This window comes from Actinoplanes sp. CA-131856, from assembly GCF_050956135.1.
Classification (GTDB): Bacteria; Actinomycetota; Actinomycetes; order Mycobacteriales; family Micromonosporaceae; genus Actinoplanes.
In genome coordinates this window covers 3,867,244-3,885,687 of the sequence record NZ_CP191849.1, presented here as the reverse complement: position 1 = coordinate 3,885,687, position 18,444 = coordinate 3,867,244, and the positions used below count along the sequence as shown (strand labels likewise).

The following is an 18,444-nucleotide window of genomic DNA, read 5'->3' as shown; positions in this document are numbered from 1 at the left end:
TGCTTCGTAGGCGTACACGGGGAAAGAGAAACAACTACATGACATTGCTCGCGGAGGAGATCGCACCCACTCCCCTGCCCGCGGTATCACCGGAACGGCCGCCGGCCCGGCGCCGCCTGCCGTCAGCCGGCTGGATCCCGTTCCTGGCCGTCGTCGTGGCCGTGGCGCTGACGTTGAGCCACTACGGCGTCACGAACGAGGACCTCGCCACGTTCGCCGGCTACACGCTGGTCGCCAACACGCTGCCCGGCCTGCTGATCTGGCGGGCGGTGCGGGGACGGGCCGACTATCTGCCGCTGGACGCGGCCCTGGGCACGGTGGCCGGCTTCGCCGTCGAGTTGCCGCTCTACATGCTTCTGCGGCAGCTCGATGTGCCGTACGCCGTGGGAATCTGGCCCTTGGTGGTCCTGATCCTCTTCCTCGTGGTGCCCCGGCTGCGGCGCCACTGGCGAGGTGTGGGCCGGCGGATGCCGCTCGGTGTCTCGTGGACCGTCGCCGTGAGTCTTTTGTGGATCCTCGCGCTGACCGCCTTCTCCATCTTCCGCGCCAACAGCCTGACCGAGCCGCTCAACGGGACCATGAGCGTGGACTTCCCGTTCCAGTTCGCGCTGGCCGGCGAGTTCAAGCATCCGGTGCCGCTGAGCACGCCGTGGCTGACCGGCACCGGCCTGAACTACCACTGGTACGTCTACGCGCACGGCGCCGCCGCGAGCTGGCTCACCGGCATCGAGCCGCAGACGCTGATCCTGCGCCTGCTGCCGCTTCCCATGGTGGCCGCGTTCCTGGTGGTCGTGGTGGCCGCGGTCCGGCAGATCACCGGCCGCTTCTGGCCGGCCTCGGTGGCCGTGCTGCTGATGCTGGCCGGTGTCGCGGCCAACCCGTTCTCCTGGACCGGCGCCCCGCTGCTCAGCGGCATCATCACCACCAACCTGTGGGTGAGCCCGACGCAGACGTACGCGGCCCTGTTCTTCGCGGCCGTCGTCTTCCAGCTGGCCGTCATCTTCCAGTCGGACCGGAAGGCGTTGCGGCGCCCCATGCCCTGGGTGGTGCTGACCGTGCTGATGGGCGCGCTGGCCGGGGCCAAGGCCACCTTCATCCCGATGGTGCTCTGCGGCCTGCTGCTGGCCGTGGTGCTGCGCGGCCTGTTCGCCCGGACGCTCGGCCCCGAGCTGCCCGCGCTCGCCATCACCCTGCTGTGGTTCGCGTTCGCGCAGTTCGTGCTCTACGGGTCGGGCACGCAGGGCGCCGAGGTCCATCCTTTTCAGACGGTCAAGTGGAGCCCGGTCGGGCAGGCCGTGATGGGTCTTCCCGACGAGGCCGACCAGTGGGCGCCACTGCTGACACTGACCGGATTCGGCATCCTGGGCCCGGCGTTCGGCTGGGCCGGGATGGCCGGCCTGCTGCGCCGCGGGTGGCGGGCCGAGCCGATCGTGCACGTCATGCTCGGCTTCGCGGCGGCCGGCACCGGCGGCATGTGGCTGGTGGCGCATCCGGGCCTGAGCCAGACGTACTTCGCCCAGTCGGCCACGCCCTATCTGGCGATGGCCTCGGCCGTCGGCCTCGCCTCGCTCGTACCGGCCGGGCGCCGGCTGCCGAAGAGGTTCCTCGGGCTGAGTCTGTACGGCGTGACGGCCGCCGTCGCGGGGCTGGTGGTGATCCGGTCGACCGTGGGCGCGGTCGCTCCGGCGACGGCCTTCGGCGGATATCCGCTGGGGAACGTCGTCAGGGCGTACACCTGGCTGGTCGTTCTTGTCGCTCTCGTCGCCGTGACCGTGGTGCTGGTGGCCTGGCCGCTGCGGCTGCCCCGGCGCCTCACCGTGGGGGTGCTGGCCCTGTCCGTCCTGAGCACCGCGGTGACCAGCGGGCTCATCGGCAGCACCGACTACCTGGTCACGTCGGCCACCTCGTCCGTGCCGCCGAAGGTCAGCACCTTCCCGCCGGGCGCGATGGAGGCGGGACGCTGGCTGCGCGACCATTCGGACCCGCGCGACGTCGTGGCCACCAACAGCCACTGCCGGCCGGGCATCTCGGGGTGCGACAGCCGCGACTTCTGGCTGGCCGCGTATTCGGAACGCCAGATCGTGGTCGAGGGCTGGAGTTACACCGAGCCGGCCTTCGCCACGGGCGGTCTGTGGGACGGCACCCTGTCCCGGTCCCCGTTCTGGGACCAGGAGCTGCTGGCCGCGAACGACGCCGTGTTCTCCGCACCGACGGCCGAGAACGTCGCGTCGTTCACCCAGGCCCACCACGTCCGCTGGCTGGTGTCCGTCAGATGGACGCAGGATCCCACCGACATCGGCCGCACCCGTTTCGTCGAAGCCGATCCGGCGCTCGGTGACTTCGCGACCGAGCGCTTCCGGGCCGGCGATGTCGTCGTCTACGAGGTCTCCTGACGCCGGGCCAGCTCCGCGAGCTCGGCCCGCCCGGCCGTGCCGGTCTTGCGGAGCATGTTCGAGACGTGCACGCTGATCGTCTTCTCGCTCAGCACGAGCGCCCGGGCGATCTCGGCGTAGGTGCGGCCCGCCACGACGTGGGCCAAGACCTCACGTTCGCGCGCGGTCAGCCCGGGGATCGCGTCGCCGCCGGCCGGCGCCGGCGCGCGCACGGCCGTCAATGACACGTGGGCGTTGCGGGCGAGCAGATCCAGGTTCGCCAGCAGCGGCACGGCCTCCAGATCGGCCGCCAAGGCGTGCGCGCTCCGCAGCGCGGCCATGCCCCGCTTGCGGTCCGCCCGCCCGCGCAGGGCCGTCCGGGCCTCGCGCCACCGGCAGTACGCCTCGTCCCACGGCAGTGTGGCGGCGCGGCACGCCTCGGCGGCCTCGTGCCAGGCGGCGAGCTCGACGGGGTCACGACGGGCCCGCGCCGTCTCGGCTTCGGCCATGCTCTGCAGGGCGGCGACCAGCCGTGCGTCGAAGTCCGTGACCACACCCCCCTCGATGACCACGACCGGATGCCGCTCCCGCAGATCGCGCAGGCGATCGAGCTCGCCGGACGGATCGGCGCCACGGTCGCGACAGGCCTGGGCCCGGTCGGCCAGCGCCCGCGCGGCCATTGGAAGCAGGGTCTCCGCGTCGAGCGGCGGCGGCGTCAGGCCGAGGCCGTGCAGCGCGTGCGCCAGCGCTCGCTCGGTGTCCCCGGCGGCCACGGCGAGCTCGGCCCGGACCGCGTCGAACGGGAACGGCCGGAACCCGGCCGCGTCGGCGATCAGCTCCTCGGCGCGCTGGGCGTGCGCCTCGGCCTCGGCCGTCCGCCCCTGGCGGCAGGCGAGCAGGGCCGCGGTGTGCCGGCCCCGCGCGTCGGCCAGCGGGCTGGGCCGGGCGCCGAGCACCACCCGCAGCCGCTCGGCGCAACCTCGCCAGTCACCGATGATCAGCAGGTGCTGCGCTTCGAGCGAGCAGACCTCGGACACCTGGGCGTGCGGGGCACCCGCCTCTTCGAGCACCCGGCGGCACTCCCGGAGCACGTCGACTATCGCCCGTACACTCGGCCCGTCGGTGTTGTTGACGATCCAATAGACGGCCTCGACCGCCTTCATGAAATCGCGGTGGCTCATCGCCAGCGCGAAGGCCTCTTGGGCGGCCGCGACCCCGGCCGCCAACTCGGTGCCGACGGCGTGGGCCTGCGACACGGCGACCAGCCCTTCCATGACCGCGTCCGGCCAGCCGCCCGCGCGGGCCAGGCGCAGCGCCTCGGCGGCCGTTCCGGCGCCGTCGTCCATACCGTGCCACAACTGGGCGTAGGCCAGCGCCGCGAGCGCGAGCGCGTGTTCACGGCTGCGCGGTTCCGCCGCCGAGAGACGCGCCGCTTCCCGCGCGTCCGCCGGCGCGACGAAGCCGCGACCGGCGGACGACCATCGCTTGGTCCGCCAGGCCAGCAGTTCCGCCGCCGCCAGCGGCTGTGCCGTCCGGTCGACACGCTGGAGCAGCTCGTCGATCGCCTCCAGCTCATCTGCGGCCAGCCCGGCCGCGTGGGTGGCGCGCCGGATCCGATGCAGCAGTTCCTCCGCCTGCCCACCGGAGCCGGGCCGCTGCAGCCGCAGGGCGCGCCGCAACAGGCGGATCGTCTCGGCCCCTCCCCCGGCCTCGTCGGCGGCGGCCAGGGCCCACTCGTACGCCTGGGCGGTCATCCCGGCCTCGAAATAGTGGTCGGCGCGGGCGATCGGGTCGCCGGCGGCCTCGGCGAACGCGGCGTGCCGGGCCCGGCGCTCCTCCGGCAGCAGGCCCTCGACCAGCACCTCGGCCAGCAGGGGGTGGGCGAACCAGTAGGCGCCGCCGGTGGTGGCGGTCAGCACGCCGGCGTCCACGGCCTCCCGCAGCAGCGGCAACGACGATGGCCCGCCGGCGGGGGTGGGACGGCCGGCGATCGCGATCGCGGTGGTCAGCTCACGGGCCGGGGCGGACAGATCCCGCCACGTGCGGGCGAGCGCGCCCCGCAGTTCGTCCGGCAGGTGCGGGGGCAGGCGGCGCGCGTCCGGGTCGAGGCCCCGGACGAGCAGCCTGGTCAGGTACGGGTTGCCGGCGCCGCGGGCGAACACGTCGTCCACCAGCGATTCGTGCGGCGGGCGGCCCAGCAGGGCGGTCATCTGCTCGTGGGTCTCGGGGCGGTCCAGGCGGCCGAGCGTCCTCTCGCGTACCCCCGGAAGCCGGCGGACGTCGGCCAGCCATCGGTGCAGACGGCCGTCCTCGCCCGTCCGGAGGGTGGCGAAGACGGCCAGGCGCCGGTTCGCGCGCCCGGCGATGACGTAGAGGAGGACGTCGAGGGAACTCTGGTCGGCCCATTGCAGGTCGTCCACGGCCAGCACGACCGGTTCCCGCTCGGTCAGCCGGTCGAGCCAGGTGTCGAACGCGAGGACCGCGTCCGCGGCGTCCAGCGATGGTGGATCGGGGGCCGTGCGCAGCCCCGTACGCAAGGGAAGAAGTGGCACCGCGAGGGAGCTCAGCGGGAGGCAGGGCGCCCAGATGACGCGAACGGCGGTGGCCTCGCAGGCGTCGCGGAGCAGAGTCGTCTTGCCGGCGCCCGCCTCGCCCGAGACCAGCATGGTGCCGGAGTGGCCGCGGGTGGCGCCGTCGATCGCCGCGAGCACGGCGGCGGCGTCGGCCGCCCGGCTCCCCATGGCCCGAGCATCCTCGCCCGGCCCCGTTCCGCCAAGCCCTCTGCGGCAAGCGTCAGGCGCCGTCTCGGTGGACGCGGTTGCGGCCGCCGGCCTTCGCCGCGTACATGGCCGAGTCGGCCCGGCGGAGCTCGCCGTCCGGGTCGGCGCCGGTGGCGGCGGTGATGACGCCGATGCTGGCGCCGATGTAGACCGGGCGGGCCGGGGTGTCGAACGGCTCGGCCAGGGCGTCCAGGATGCGGGCGGCCACCTTGTCGGCCGTCGCGTCGTCGGTCCAGGGCAGGATCACCGCGAACTCGTCGCCGCCCAGGCGGGCCACCACGTCGCCGGCCCGGATCACCCCGTTGATGCGCTCGGCCACGGCCACCAGCACCGCGTCGCCCGCCTCGTGGCCGAACGTGTCGTTGACCGGCTTGAAGCCGTCCAGGTCGATGTAGAGCAGCGCCGTCGGGCCGACCGAGTCGTGCAGCGCCGAACCCCAGCGGTCGTGGAAGCGGCGCCGGTTGGCCAGCCCGGTCAGCTGGTCGGTCGTGGCCTGCTCCTCGACCTGGCGCAGCGCGCCCGACAGGAGCCGCACGAGGCCGTCGAGGCGGGCGATGACCAGCAGGAACAGGACCACGCTGCCGACCACGATCACCGGCACGTCGATCGTGCGGTCGGTCAGCCACTGGATGGCCAGCACCGCCGGAGCGGTCAGGCTGGCCACGGCCAGCCCGATCACGCGCAGCCGGGGCGCCTCGCCCTGGCCCACCGGCGGGCTCTTGCGCGACAGCGCGGCCACCGACGGGTGCAGGGCCGCCGCGCCGCCCAGCGCCTGCATGGCCAGCCAGCCCAGGTCGACGATGCCACCCGGCTCGTAGGTGCCCATCAGACCCAGGACGGTGTACGCCGTGTCCGCCGCCAGCAGCGCCAGGATGCTCCCGACGAACAGGAAGAACGCCGGCGGCCGGTCGCCCCGCCCGGTGACCAGGCGGGCCAGCACGGCCAGCACGAGCAGGTCGGACGCCGGATAGGCGAGCGAGACCGCGCGCTCGAACGCGTTGAGCGTGTCGTCACGCACGTACGGAACGATGAGGAAGACCCAGGCCAGCATGGCCGCGCCGGTCGACAGGACCAGGGCGTCGAGCAGTCCCGGCCGGTCCTTGCCGGGCCGGCGGGCCCGTACGAGGCCGACCACCGCGATGGCCAGCAGGGCCGCGAAGGCCAGGTAGAACCCGTCGGCCGGCCCCGGGAACATGTCGCCGCCGGTGACGAACACCTGGATCCAGTAGACGAGCTCGCCCAGCGCGAAGCACGCCCGTGCGGCCGCCATGAGATACCACGGCCAGCGCACGGCCGGCTTGTTGACGCGGACGCCGACCAGGATCGCGGCCGAGGCCGACAGCCCCAGAACGCTGACCAGGACGCTCTGCACGGCCTCGACCGGCACGAGGTAGTAGACGGCCGCCAGCACCGCGCAGACCGCCAGATAGACCTTCCAGGCCTTCGTCACGTCGGGGACATCGGCCGCCCGGCCGGACCCTTGAGGCGAGTGTCGGTCAGACGTTTTCAGGTTGATCGACGATCACCCGGGTAGGTGCCAGAGTGATCAGAACGCGAAAGGGGTTCACAGTGCCGGCAGTGACTCACGACATCGAGGACCTTCGTCAGAACAGCCGCATGTACGACGCCGTCATCTCCGAGATCGACGGGCGCCGCATCCGGATCGGCCAGGACTGGCTGGTCGACTGGGCGTCCTGCAACTATCTCGGCCTCGACCTCGACGAGGAGGTCATCCAGGCCGTCGAGCCCCAGCTGCGCCGCTGGGGCACCCACCCGAGCTGGTCGCGCATGCTGGGCAGCCCGCAGATCTACCCCGACCTCGAGGAGCGCCTCACCGACCTGCTCGGCGCCGAGGACGTACTCCTGCTCCCGACCATCTCGCAGATCCACCTGGGCGTCATCCCGGCCCTGATCGGCCAGGGCACGGTCATCATGGAGAGCCGCGCGCACCGCACGATCTACGACGGTTGCGTGTTCGCCCGCGGACAGGGCGCGACGATGAAACGTTTCCGCAGCGGCGACGTCGAGGAGCTCACCCGCCTGCTCCAGGAGGCCACGGCGCGGCCGGTCATGGTCTGCATGGACGGCGTCAACAGCATGACCGGCGACATCCCCGACCTGCGCGTCTACGCCAAGCTGTGCCGCGAGTACGGCGCCACGCTCTACGTCGACGACGCACACGGCATGGGCGTGATCGGCGAGCGCGGCCCCGACGAGACCTCCCCGTACGGCATGCGGGGCAACGCGATCGTCAAGCACTTCGGCGAGACGTACGACAACGTCATCCTGGTCGGGGGCTTCTCCAAGGCGTACAGCTCGCTGCTGGCCTTTCTCGCATTGCCGACGGCGGTGAAGAACCAGCTCAAGGTGGCCGCGCCGACCTATCTCTACTCGGGCCCGTCACCGGTGGCGTCGCTGGCGACGGTCTGGGCCGGCCTCGACGTCAACGAGAAGCGCGGCGACGACCTGCGCGGCCACCTCTACAAACTCACCAACCAACTGCTTTCCCATGTACGAGGCCTGGGTGTACACACTCTCAACGTCGACGACACGCCGGTCGTCGAGATCCCCATCTCCCCCGAGCACGACCTGATCGCCGTCTCGGAGCGGCTGTGGGCCGCCGGACAGTACGTGACACTGGCCCCCTACCCCGGCGTCCCGCGCGACGAGATCGGCTTCCGCGTGCAGCTCACGGCCGCGCACACCGCGGAGCAGGTCTCCAGCTTGAATCAGGTCCTCACCGAGCTGGCACAGGACGGCGCTCTCCGACCGGCGATCCCCGGGCAACGCCGCCACGCCTGACAGGGCAAGATGCGGGTCATGCCGGTGATCCAAGACCTCAGTTCCCTGCCGTACGCCGAATATCTGCGCCCCTTGGACGAGGAGCTCGGCCACGACGGCGACCACAGCGAGATCCACCTCGACGCCGTGGAACTGGACGAGGTCGCGGCGGCCGGCTCCCGCTTCTCGGAAAGCGCGATGACGGCGGTCACCTTCACCGGCGGCACCTACGACAAGGTGCGCCTGGACGACGTGTGGTTCTCCCGGTGCCGCTGGATCGGCGGCACCTGGGGAGAGGCCCAGCTGCTGAACGTGACAATCCTGGACAGCGCCATAGCCGGTGTGCAGGCCTACGGCTCGCAGTGGCGCCGCGTGGTCGTGCAGGGCGGCAAAATCGACAGCCTGAACCTGCGCGGCGCCAAGCTGCAGGACGTGGAGTTCCGCGACTGCGACCTGTCCGAGGTCGATTTCGGCGGCGCCACCCTGATCAACGTGACGTTCCCCGGCACGGCCATCCGCCGAGCCCGCTTCGACAAGGTGACGGTGAAGAAGCTCGACTTCCGCGGCGCCCGCGAGCTGGACGTGGCCCAGGGCTGGGACGCCCTCCGGGGAGCCGTCATCTCCTCGGAGCAGCTGGCGGAGGCCGCGCCCGCCCTGGCTCAGGTCCTCGGCATCGTCATCAGGGGTTAGCGGCCGCCTTGGCGTCCTGCTCGATCTCGGCGGTGTCGGCCCTGAGCTGCCGGGACTCGACCTTCGCGGCGTTCTTCAGGGCCCGCTCGACCTTGGCACCCATGTCGGACACGGCGACGACGACAAGCCCGGCCTGCCCGTCGTCGAGGTGTTCGCCCAGCTCCTTGAGGTCGGACCGGCTCAGCCCGGCCGCGGCGTGCCCGGCCAGCGCACCGAGCACAGCCCCACCACCGGTCGTGGCAGCGAGGAGCCCACCACCGAGCGCGGCGAACGGGAAGAGCGCCACGACAAGCCCGGTAGCAAGCCCGACCCCACCACCGAGCACCCCACCGACCCGGGTCGGAGTCTCGTGCCGCTTCACAATCTTCGACTTGCCATCGGCCCGCCGCTCGATGACGGCAGCGTCATAGGCGTCGATCAGATCCGCTTTCCGGTGCAGCTCCTTGACCACGTCATAGTCCGCCTCGGCCTGCGCCACCGAGGGGTAGACACCGACGTACACCATGAACGTATCGATGGCCATCGCCTTCTCCTTCCGGACTGGTCCCGCCCTCGACGGTGGCGGAACCGCTCCGGCGACACCTCATCCCTGAGGAATGACCACTCAACGACCGGGACGCCGCAGCCGGATCATCTCGACCCGCTCCACCCCGCCACCCACGACGGGCACCTCGGGCCTCGAGTCGCCGTCGTCGTGTGCATGCAGGGGCTCCATCAGATCGAGCAGCTCCGGAATATCGATCCCCCACTCCCCGGAAATCGCTCGCATCACCAGTCCCACCGATCCGAAGTTGCCGGTGCCGTACCACCACACGCGGGCATCCCACCCGGATCCGGTCAGTCGCGCGTCCGCGAACCTCTCGTCCTTCGGCGACGGAAGAATCTCCTCCGGATAGAGCCACTCAGGGTAGAGGTCCAGGACGAGGCAGTCGTCGCCGAAACTCAATTCCCGGTGGGTACGCGACATGAACCACGGCTGGCCGTTCTCCCGATAGTGCACAAAAAAGGCACCCGAGACCAGGAAGATCACATCACGGTCGGCAACCCACCGGCGCATGGCCGGAAGGTCCAGCCCGCCGGAGGTGGTCAGGGCGCAGGGAAGCCCTTCGGCCGTCGCGCCGAGGGCTCTTGCCACGCCACCGAGGACGCGTGCCACTTCGGTGTCCATGTCTTCGAGCAAGGCAGCCTGGGACTCGACCCAGGCAATCATCAGGGCGATACCGACGTCAGGAAACGCGTTCAGACGATCCGCGGTCAGAGGGAGCCCGGAGAAGACTCCCATCGACTCCTTCAGCGTCGCGGCTCGAAGCCCTCCGACATAGATGTGTGACTCGATATTCATGTAGAGACCGAGGTCCTCGGTACCCTCCCAGATAGAGGTGATCATCGCGCGTCCCGCGACTCGACCGGCTTCATCCCGTAAAGCCTGAGCACGTTGCAGGAATCGTTTGCAGTACACATCAAGCGCGACCCGTAGCCTGTAACTGTCGTCCGGGCGGCGGTACACGCGGTCGAAGAGCTCGGTCTCGGAGATCGACATCCAGTCGTCGGCGGAGATCACCCGCTTGGGCCAGCCGTCCTCCGGACCCTGTACGTCGATGTTGACCCTGGCCAAAGCACATAGCGGACGCACCAGAGCGTGCAGATGTTCGGTGTGGCTGAGTTGACGGCTGCGATTCCGGAACAGCCCGTTCACCGATCGGGGGTCCTCACGAAGCCGAATGGTGACGACCGTTCCGGCGGTGCGGAGGCGCTCGTCCGGCTCGGCCGTCCGTAGTAGTGGACGAGCCGCCAGGCCGTCGGTGAACTCGAGCAGGTGGGTGTCCCTGGGCGCCTCGTCGAGGGCGAGGCTGCGCACCCTGACCTCGTCCGCGACCATGAAGACCGCGAAAAACCCGATGCCGAACCGTCCGGCCGGCTCGAAGCCGGCCAGATCGGGGTGCTCGACCAGCAGGTCCGTGGACCGCCACCGCGAGTTCCCGAAGTCGGTCAGGGACGACACCATCGCCTCGCGCCGCATCCCGATGCCCGCGTCGGCGACGGTGAGCCACCACGATCCGTCGCCGTGGAAGAGCCGGATGGTCACGATGCCCGGCTCGGTCTTGTCTCGCAGCGCTCGCGCGAGCGTCGCGTCGGAGGCGTTCGCCACCAGTTCACGAAGGGCTATTTCGGGGCGCTTCCCATAGAGTTTGTCGCCACCCAGATTGCCTACCACCTCGCTGACTTCCGTGACCCGGATGTGCGCGTCGATCGGATGCCAACGGTCGGTGCGCAGATATCTGGCGAGCCGGTCGGGACTGTCGGCGCCCGCCACGGAACGCACCTGAAATCTCGGGCGGCCCAGATCCGCGAGAAGAGCGTCCACCCGCCGCAGCTCGCGGTCGATCATCTTGATCATCTCGTAGGCGAGCCACCACGACGGCGCCTCGCTACCCGTGAACCTCCGGGTCGACGTGTAGGCCAGGCGGTCCTGCTGCACGTCGGGACGCATCAGACGTTCCTGAAACTCCCAGTGCTGCGCCGCGACTCCGGCCGGGCGACGAAACGCGTGCAGAAGACACGGCGCACGCCTGCTGTCGATGTGAGCGACGTCGGCGAGACGGAGGATACACGCGATCTTGAGCTTGTCGACCGCCCACTCGCGGGGATGGTCCGGACGGCAGCTCCGTGGCACATCGAACTCGTGCAGCCTGTCGACGTCCCACCAGTGGCTCGCCGCGATCTCACCGATCATGTCGCCATAGTCGAGCCGAAGACCCAGATCGGGCAGGAGGTAGAACGCAGTCCCGTCGGAGGCGGTGAACTGCGTTCGCAGCAGCTCCTGCGCACGCTCGGCGTGACGGCGGCGGAGCAGCTCGGTGATCGCTTCCGATCGGGCACGCTCGGCGATCACCTCCGAGTCGCTCGACGGCTCCAGCTGCTCGATGCGATCGGTCGCGGCGGCGAGGAGACCCGCGTAGGACGGATCGGCTGTCACCTCGTCGACGCCGCCCGGATAGGCGCAGAGACCCATTCCAAGATCGTGCATGAGAAACGCTCCGCCGAGGACGAACGCCTCGGCCGGATTCACCTCGAAGGCATCGCCACAAATGATCGAGGCCGTGTCCCACAACGCATCGATATGGGCAATGGAATGATCGGTGAACATCGGCATCGACAGCGCGATCTCGCTCGCCAACGGCGCCACGGTCTCCCGAAACTGCTGGCACGCGTTCCGGAGCTTCTCGCGTTGACTGTGCCAGGGGTCATTCGGAGTTTCGCCCAAGGTCCGGCGCCACAGCGGGGTGGCCTCGTAGAAACCTTGCGCGAAGCCGCCGGACAATGCCACTCCTCGTTGGAGCCCAAGGCCTTGATGCCGATCGGCAACTCGCGGAGCTCGGCCACGTCTCGCACGGCGCCGTTGATGATGACGCCGGACCAGCCGTTGGCGACGGCCAGGCCGGCGATGACGTCGCCCATGAGGGCTCGGTGCAGTGATCCGCCCCCGTCGACCACCAGGACCCGGTCGTGGCCGGGCTCGGACAGCACGGACTTCAGCAACACGTTGTCCTCGAAGCAGCGGACGGTCACCGCCGCGCCCTGGAACGCGGCCCGCGCCCCGTACTGGCGGAATTGGGTGTCGCACGAGCCGATGGTGTCGCCGTGCTCGTCGATCAGGTCGGCGCGTTCGCCCTCGCGTCGTAGGTGACCCGGAAATCACCCACGGTCGCTCGCGGGAAGTGCGGTCATGGGGATTCCTTCAGGAAGGTTTCGATCAGCGGGTGAAGGTCGGCCGCGAACTCGTCGAAGAAACCGTGGCGGCCGCCCTCGCTCAGGAACAGAGTGGCGTTGGGGATACGGCCGGCCAGCAGTGGGGCGTTGGCCGCCGGGACCATCAGGTCGTCGGTGCCGTGCAGGATCAGGGTCGGTGCCTCGATCTGCGGGAGCACCTCCCACGCGTCGTGGCGGTTGCTTGCCCTCAGGTGGGCCCGGGCCTCGGCCGGTGTCATCGTCGGGTCGCCGAACAGGTGGCTGTGGCCCGACCACGACGGGGTGTAGAACAGCTCGCGCAGCGTGTCGCGGCGGGCCGTGGCCAGGCGGCGGCGGATCTCGTTCGAACGCTCGACGGCGTGCGCTCCGCCGGGTGACGTGCACGCCAGCACCAGGCGTGAGACCAGCGCCGGGTGGCGGGCCGCCAGGAGCTGGGCCACCCGGCCGCCCATCGACGTGCCGTAGACGGAGGCGCGGCGGCCGGCCAGCACGCGGGCCGCGTCCTCCGCGAACAGGGCCGTGGACCATTCCCCGACCGGGCCGCGGCTGTCGCCCGTACCCCGGTAATCGAACGTGATGACGCGGAAGCGGGACTCGAACCGCGAGCGGATGCCCGTCCACCAGTCGTGCGAGTTCGCCTGCCCGGACAACAGGAGCAGGGGCGGGCCCTGGCCGCTCTCCTGAACGGCCAGGGGGAACTCGGTCAGGGCTTGCGGCCCACGGCGGTCCAGACGTTGATGTCGGAACGCTCGGGGATCTCAGCGCCCGGCGCGGGGCGCCACTCGCTGGCGGGGACCACGCCCGGCTCGACCAGTTCGAGGCCGTCGAACAGGGCCGCGAACTCGTCTTTCGGGCGGGTCCAGACGTCGGACTTGCCGGACTCCACCAGCTGACGATAGAGCGCCTGCTGCTCGGGCGTGCCGAAATCGGAGGTCGCGTGGGTGGCCACCAGATAGCTGCCCGGCGGCAGGGCGTCCAGCAGGTGGCTGACGATGGGCTTGGCGGCGCCGTCGCCGTGGATGAAATGCAGGACGGCGATCAGCATCAGGCCGACCGGCTGCTTCAGGTCGAGGGTCTCCTCGATGGCCGGGTCGGCCAGGATCCGGGCCGGATCGTTCAGATCGGCCTCGATGTACGCCGTACGGCCCTCCGGGCTGCTGTTCAGCAACGCGCGGGCGTGCACCATGACGAGCGGGTCGTTGTCGACGTAGACGATCTTCGCGTCGGGGGCGTAGCGCTGGGCCACCTCGTGGGTGTTGTCGGCGGTGGGCAGGCCGGTGCCGATGTCGAGGAACTGCCGGACGCCGGCCTCCTCGGCCAGGAAGCGCGTAGCGCGCTGGAGCATCGCGCGGTTGGCCACGGCGCCGAGACGTACCTTGGGGAACAGGCGTTCGAGCTCGTCGCCCGAAGCGCGGTCGGCGGCGAAGTTGTCCTTGCCACCGAGCCAGTAGTTGTAGCGCCGGGCGGGGTGGGCGACGTTGGGGTCGATGCCGGAGGCGACGGGATCCACAGGGGAACAATAGGTCAGCAGGATTCGTAGTGATACCCCGCCTCGCCCCATGGGACGACATCGCGATCGCGCAGGACGACTGATATGCGCGCCCCGTGATCCCGGCACGCCTGACGGTAGGCGTCGATGCCGTTGTCGGTGTATTCGACCTCGTACACCTGGTCGCCGTAACGCTCGAGATACTCCCCGCATTCGTCGTAGACCGCGCATTCCTCGGTCACCGCGAAGTCGAACCCGATGCTCCGGCCGTCGAAGCCGGCGGCGTTCTTCTGCCCGACGGCCAGACCGCTTTCATGGGCTTTCGCCACCAGGATTTCGGCGTACGCCACGGCGTGCTCCTCGGAGAGCAGACCCCCGGACCGGCTGTACGAGTCGAGGTTGTCCGGCTCGACCGCACGGAACCCGCTCTGCGCGCACCCGTCGAACCAGCCACCGACGATCTCGCCGAGCGCCGCCCGCTTGGCCGGCGTGGAGATGTCGAGGAGATATTCGCCCGGCCAGTCCGGGTCCTCCTTCTTCAGGACGAGGCCGGGATGCTCCGCCCGCCACCAGTCGTTCTCGCCCGGCTGGGTCTGGAAGGCGTTCACGTAACAGATGCCGTAGACGCCGGGCACGGCCGCCGCGGTCCGGTCCCGGTCGACGATCCGCACCGCGTCGGCGGGCGGATAGGCGCCACCAAGCTGGTAGTCGAAGAGCCCGTTGGCCGGCGGAGCCACCCACGATTCCGCCGGTGAAGGTTCGGAGCCGCCGCATCCGGCCGTGGCCAGAATGACGGCGACCACCGCCGCCGAGATCTGTCGCATTTTCTCTACGGTAGGCGGTCACGATGTGCGCGGGACCGGACAAGGGCAGAGACGTGAGAGCAGGAACCGAACACGAGGAACGTTTCCGCCGCGTCTACGACAGCACCTTCGAGTTGCTGCTCGCCTACGCTCTGCGGCGCGTCGAGCAACCCGCGGACGCGGCCGACGTGGTGGCCGAGACGTTCCTCATCGCGTGGCGGCGGGACCGTGAGCTGCCCGGCGGGGACGCGGCCAAACTCTGGCTCTACGGCGTGGCCCGCAAGGTGCTGGCCAACCACCACCGCGGTGGCGTGCGCCGCCAGCAGCTCGGCGAACGCCTGCGGCAACGCGTGCGGGAGGCGCTCGCTCCGGACCCTGGTCACGAGGTGCCCGAGCGCCTGACCGTCCGGGCCGCGCTCGCCCAGCTCCCCGAGATCGACCGTGAGGTCCTGATGCTGACCTTCTGGGAGGGCCTGGAGCCGCGCGAGGCGGCCGAGGTCCTCGGCGTCAGCGCCACCGTCGCGCGGGCCCGCCTGTCCCGGGCCCGCGCCCGATTCCGTGACCTGATGCCGCCGGCCGCGCCGGTCCTCGACCTGAAGGAGGGGAAATGACGGGCGAGCACTACGACCAGATGCTGCGCGATGCCAACCCGCACCGGCCCGCCGCCGTCGACCTCGACGGCGCCGACCAGATGCTCCTGGCGCAGATCGTCGCCGAGCCGGTCCACCGGAGGCGCCCGTTCGCGCTGGCCGCCGTGGGCGCCGCGGCGGCGGTCGCGGTCGTGGTCGCCGTGGTCGCCTTGCCGGCCACGTCGAACAACCGGCCCGAGCCGCCGGCGGTGCCGGCGAGCCCGTCCGCCTCCGCCTCGCCGGCGCCGGTGCCTGATGTCGTTTCCAAGGCGGCGAAGGAGAGCCCGCGCCTGCTGGCCGGTCCGGGATGGACGGTCGTTCATGTGATGCCGATCGGCACGGCGCGGGGCGAGATGGCGTACGAGAAGGGTGAACGCAGTGTGATGCTCACCTGGCATCCCGCCGCCGACTACAGCGGCTATCGCAAGGACCGCCACCAGGGCCGGGAGGAGGTCACGGTGGCCGGGCTCACCGGCTATCAGGTGGCGTACGGCGAGACCGACTTCGACGTGGTGACCGAGCCCCACGACGGGGTCTTCGCCGAGTTGCGCACCGACGACGGCTGGACGCGCGAGGAGTTCCGCACCTTCCTGGCCGGTGTCCGGCGGGTCGATGTGCCCACCTGGATCGCCGCGGTCATCCCGCCCACCAGCGTGCCCGTGATCGAGGCGCTCGAGGGAGTGCCGCTGACGCCGTCCTGGAAGGGCGGCGGACTCGACGCCACACAAAGCGACACCGCTGTGGTCCGGCGGGTCGTCTGCGCGTGGCTGACCGAATGGCAGCGCGCGACCTTCGAGGACGACGGCGCCGCCGCCCAGAAGGCGGTCGGCGCCCTGCTCAGCAGCCCCGATTGGCCGGTGGTGCGGCGGATGGAGCCGAGCAGTGCGTTGCCGCGCACCATCAAAGTGGTCGCCGGCCGGATCGCCGGCGGCCAGGCCGATGAGCGCGAGGTGGACGGCTATCGCCGCACCTTCTGCGGCCAGAACTAGCCGAAGAGGGAGCCGCTGCGCTTGCCGCCGAAGCAGTGCCGCGCGTGATGGGCCATGCGCGCGGCATGCTCCGGATGGTCGCCGAGCGACGAGATGCCCTGGGCGAAGTCGAGCTCGATCACCCCGGTCAGGTGGGCCAGGTAGACGTCGAAGCCCGGGTACCACAGGCCGTACTCGGGGACGTCGCGGGCCAGGTCGGCGTAGTAGAAGACCGGCCACTCCCCCTCGGCGTCGGGTTTGCCCGCCACCAGCACGTGGTGCAGGCCGACGTCCGCGTTGGGGCTGGGCAGCGGGAACACCCGGTCGAAGCGGGCCAGTGACCGCAACGACGTGTCGCTGAAGATGTCGTTCCAGGAGGCGTCGTCCTCGTCCGGCTCGTCGAGGTCGGTGCCCTCGTAGCCGCGGATCTCGATGCTCTGGACGTACGCGATCAGGGTCGTCGGCTCACCGGGGAACCGGCCGTCGAAGGCCAGCCACCGCCGCACGCTCGGCGGCACGTCCAGCTCCGCGATCCGGGCGGCCGGCATCGGCGAGGGCGGACCGTCGAGCAGCGGCCGCAGCCGTGCCGGGTCGGCGGTGACGGCCTCGATGACGCGCTCGATCATCTGCACGCCGCGCAGAGTAGCGGAGCTCCCGCCGCGAGGTGGTCAGCGGCTCGCGACCAGATCCCGTACGGCGGTCGCGGAAAGCTCGATCTTGGAAAGGAACCCGATCGCGGGGCTGGCCGCGATCAGGTCGGCGTAGTCGTCGCCCGAGTGCGTGGAGATCATGATGACAGGGGTCGGCGCCAGCCGGGCGGCCAGGTCGAAGCCACTCTCGCCGCCCAGGTTGATGTCGACCAGCGCCACGTCCGGGTGCAGCTCGGCCGCCCGGCCGAGCGCTCCCGCGCTGTCCTCCGCGGTCGCCACGACGGTCAGGCCCTCGCGTTCCAGCAGGTCACGGGCGGCGAGGAGGAAATGCCGATTGTCGTCGACCAGGAGGCAGCGCAATGTCACCCGGAAAGGGTGACAGGCGCGGGTCCCCGGCGCATTCCTGCCAGCCGGAAGTCACACCGGCACGCGGCAGGTGATGGTCGTGCCGCCGCCGGGCGGGCTGGCCACCTCGATGGCGCCGCCGAGCGCCTCGATCCGGTCGGTCAGGCCGACCAGGCCCGAGCCGCGCGACGGGTCGGCTCCGCCCACCCCGTCGTCGCGCACACACAGCTCCAGCACGCCGTCGGTCACCGAGGCCTCGACGAGGACGACCGTGGCGCCGGCGTGCTTCACCGCGTTCGTGAGCACCTCCGAGACCACGTAGTAGGCGCCGATCTCGACCGCCTCCGGCAGGCGCGCGTCGAGACGTACGTCAATCTCCACCGGAAGCGGCGAACGGCGCGCGAGCGCACGCAGAGCCGGCCGCAGGCCGGAATCGGACAGGACGGCCGGGTGGATGCCGCGGGAGAGCTCACGCAGCTCGTCGATGACCGTCATGAGCTCGGCCGCGACCTCGGCCGCGCCGTCGGCGTCGGTCACCGAGCGCAACCGCAGGGCCAGCGCGACGAGCCGCTGCTGAGCGCCGTCGTGCAGGTCCCGTTCGATGCGGCGGCGGGCCTCGTCGGCCGCGGCGACCAGGCGGGCGCGGGAGCTGACCAGCTCGGCCCGGCTCTGCGCGTTGGCCACCGCGATGGCGCAGAGCTCGGTGAAGGCGGCCATCCGGGCCTCGGTGTCGTCGGGCAGCCGGCCCTCGGTCGAGCCGACGGCGATCATGCCCCAGAGGCGGCCGTTGGCGTGGATCGGCATGCCGACGGCCGAGATCAGGCCCTCGTCGGCGTATTTCTGCCCGCCCGGCAGCTCGCGGAAGTCGTTGATCCGGCCGATCTTGCCGGTCTGCTGGACGCTGGCGGTGAGCCCGGTCGGCGGATAGCCCACCCAGCGCTCGCCCACGCGCACGTGCGGGCCGGTCGTGCCCTCGTTGGCCAGCAGCGTGACCGTGCCGTCCAGCTCGTAGCGGAAGAGCCGGGCCGTGCTGCCGCCGAAGTGCCGCCAGATCTCCTTGCAGACGGCCGTGAAGACCTCCTCGGGCGGCACACCCTGGGCGACCAGCAGCGCGAGCCGGCGCAACTGCACCAGCGTCTCGGCGTCGTCCATGTTCCCGTGCACCTGTCGAGGCTGCCATCTCGCGG

At 70.9% G+C, this 18,444-nt stretch carries 15 protein-coding genes and 1 pseudogene; 5 read left to right on the top strand and 11 right to left on the bottom strand.

Annotated elements, in window-relative coordinates; translation table 11 throughout:
- Positions 1 to 38: 38 nt before the first annotated feature.
- The gene (locus ACQP2X_RS17870) at positions 39 to 2,393 is read left to right on the top strand and encodes a hypothetical protein (protein WP_498698360.1); all 2,355 of its coding nucleotides are present in this window, start codon (positions 39 to 41) and stop codon (positions 2,391 to 2,393) included.
- On the opposite strand, the gene ACQP2X_RS17865 is transcribed toward ACQP2X_RS17870, so the two are convergent.
- Together ACQP2X_RS17865 and ACQP2X_RS17860 are read right to left on the bottom strand one after the other, a co-directional pair.
- Positions 2,378 to 5,113, bottom strand: a complete 2,736-nt coding sequence (locus tag ACQP2X_RS17865) for a LuxR C-terminal-related transcriptional regulator (protein WP_498698359.1) — start codon at positions 5,111 to 5,113, stop codon at positions 2,378 to 2,380. The two genes, ACQP2X_RS17870 and ACQP2X_RS17865, sit on opposite strands and share 16 nt — an antisense overlap.
- Positions 5,114 to 5,165: 52 nt before the next feature.
- Complete coding sequence (locus tag ACQP2X_RS17860) at positions 5,166 to 6,602, bottom strand: diguanylate cyclase domain-containing protein (protein WP_498698357.1); 1,437 nt, start codon at positions 6,600 to 6,602, stop codon at positions 5,166 to 5,168.
- A 128-nt stretch (positions 6,603 to 6,730) separates the two neighbouring features.
- Here ACQP2X_RS17860 and ACQP2X_RS17855 point away from each other — a divergent pair, with 128 nt between their 5' ends.
- A complete protein-coding gene (locus ACQP2X_RS17855) occupies positions 6,731 to 7,954 on the top strand; it encodes an aminotransferase class I/II-fold pyridoxal phosphate-dependent enzyme (protein ID WP_498698354.1) in 1,224 nt (407 codons plus the stop codon).
- An 18-nt stretch (positions 7,955 to 7,972) separates the two neighbouring features.
- Positions 7,973 to 8,623, top strand: a complete 651-nt coding sequence (locus tag ACQP2X_RS17850; RefSeq protein ID WP_498698352.1) for a pentapeptide repeat-containing protein — start codon at positions 7,973 to 7,975, stop codon at positions 8,621 to 8,623.
- On the opposite strand, the gene ACQP2X_RS17845 is transcribed toward ACQP2X_RS17850, so the two are convergent.
- The 6 genes and pseudogenes from ACQP2X_RS17845 to ACQP2X_RS17820 form a co-directional block, all read right to left on the bottom strand.
- Entirely contained in the window at positions 8,613 to 9,146 is a 534-nt protein-coding gene (locus ACQP2X_RS17845; RefSeq protein WP_498698351.1) for a hypothetical protein, read from the bottom strand. The two genes, ACQP2X_RS17850 and ACQP2X_RS17845, sit on opposite strands and share 11 nt — an antisense overlap.
- 81 nt (positions 9,147 to 9,227) lie before the next feature.
- Complete coding sequence (locus tag ACQP2X_RS17840; RefSeq protein ID WP_498698349.1) at positions 9,228 to 11,945, bottom strand: HD domain-containing protein; 2,718 nt, start codon at positions 11,943 to 11,945, stop codon at positions 9,228 to 9,230.
- Positions 11,946 to 12,013: 68 nt separating this feature from the next.
- Positions 12,014 to 12,256, bottom strand: a pseudogene (locus ACQP2X_RS17835) (RraA family protein); the annotation flags it as partial.
- A gap of 92 nt (positions 12,257 to 12,348) precedes the next feature.
- Positions 12,349 to 13,023: an alpha/beta fold hydrolase gene (locus tag ACQP2X_RS17830; RefSeq protein ID WP_498698346.1), complete on the bottom strand. Its 675-nt coding sequence runs from the start codon at positions 13,021 to 13,023 to the stop codon at positions 12,349 to 12,351.
- A gap of 53 nt (positions 13,024 to 13,076) precedes the next feature.
- Positions 13,077 to 13,883: an SAM-dependent methyltransferase gene (locus ACQP2X_RS17825; RefSeq protein ID WP_498698345.1), complete on the bottom strand. Its 807-nt coding sequence runs from the start codon at positions 13,881 to 13,883 to the stop codon at positions 13,077 to 13,079.
- 14 nt (positions 13,884 to 13,897) lie between these two features.
- Positions 13,898 to 14,686 carry an endo alpha-1,4 polygalactosaminidase gene (locus ACQP2X_RS17820; RefSeq protein ID WP_498698344.1) on the bottom strand — a complete coding sequence of 263 codons (789 nt, stop codon included), beginning with the start codon at positions 14,684 to 14,686 and terminating at the stop codon, positions 13,898 to 13,900.
- Positions 14,687 to 14,739: 53 nt separating this feature from the next.
- Between ACQP2X_RS17820 and ACQP2X_RS17815 the strand changes: the two genes are divergently transcribed.
- Both ACQP2X_RS17815 and ACQP2X_RS17810 read left to right on the top strand, forming a co-directional pair.
- Positions 14,740 to 15,276: an RNA polymerase sigma factor gene (locus ACQP2X_RS17815; RefSeq protein WP_498698342.1), complete on the top strand. Its 537-nt coding sequence runs from the start codon at positions 14,740 to 14,742 to the stop codon at positions 15,274 to 15,276.
- Entirely contained in the window at positions 15,273 to 16,283 is a 1,011-nt protein-coding gene (locus tag ACQP2X_RS17810; protein WP_498698341.1) for a hypothetical protein, read from the top strand. Before ACQP2X_RS17815 ends, ACQP2X_RS17810 begins: the two co-directional genes overlap by 4 nt.
- On the opposite strand, the gene ACQP2X_RS17805 is transcribed toward ACQP2X_RS17810, so the two are convergent.
- The 3 genes from ACQP2X_RS17805 to ACQP2X_RS17795 are packed head-to-tail and all read right to left on the bottom strand — an operon-like array spanning position 16,280 to position 18,421.
- Complete coding sequence (locus tag ACQP2X_RS17805; protein WP_498698339.1) at positions 16,280 to 16,894, bottom strand: hypothetical protein; 615 nt, start codon at positions 16,892 to 16,894, stop codon at positions 16,280 to 16,282. The two genes, ACQP2X_RS17810 and ACQP2X_RS17805, sit on opposite strands and share 4 nt — an antisense overlap.
- Positions 16,895 to 16,930: 36 nt before the next feature.
- The gene (locus ACQP2X_RS17800) at positions 16,931 to 17,278 is read right to left on the bottom strand and encodes a response regulator (protein ID WP_498698338.1); all 348 of its coding nucleotides are present in this window, start codon (positions 17,276 to 17,278) and stop codon (positions 16,931 to 16,933) included.
- Positions 17,279 to 17,329: 51 nt separating this feature from the next.
- Complete coding sequence (locus ACQP2X_RS17795) at positions 17,330 to 18,421, bottom strand: GAF domain-containing sensor histidine kinase (protein ID WP_498698336.1); 1,092 nt, start codon at positions 18,419 to 18,421, stop codon at positions 17,330 to 17,332.
- Positions 18,422 to 18,444: the final 23 nt, after the last annotated feature.

Bases quoted from the DNA above. Each gene is read 5' to 3' on its own strand.
- ACQP2X_RS17845 (WP_498698351.1), bottom strand. From the start codon at position 9,146: ATGGCCATCGATACGTTCATGGTGTACGTCGGTGTCTACCCCTCGGTG.
- ACQP2X_RS17850 (WP_498698352.1), top strand. From the start codon at position 7,973: ATGCCGGTGATCCAAGACCTCAGTTCCCTGCCGTACGCCGAATATCTG.
- ACQP2X_RS17820 (WP_498698344.1), bottom strand. From the start codon at position 14,686: ATGCGACAGATCTCGGCGGCGGTGGTCGCCGTCATTCTGGCCACGGCC.
- ACQP2X_RS17810 (WP_498698341.1), top strand. From the start codon at position 15,273: ATGACGGGCGAGCACTACGACCAGATGCTGCGCGATGCCAACCCGCAC.
- ACQP2X_RS17865 (WP_498698359.1), bottom strand. From the start codon at position 5,113: ATGGGGAGCCGGGCGGCCGACGCCGCCGCCGTGCTCGCGGCGATCGAC.
- ACQP2X_RS17870 (WP_498698360.1), top strand. From the start codon at position 39: ATGACATTGCTCGCGGAGGAGATCGCACCCACTCCCCTGCCCGCGGTA.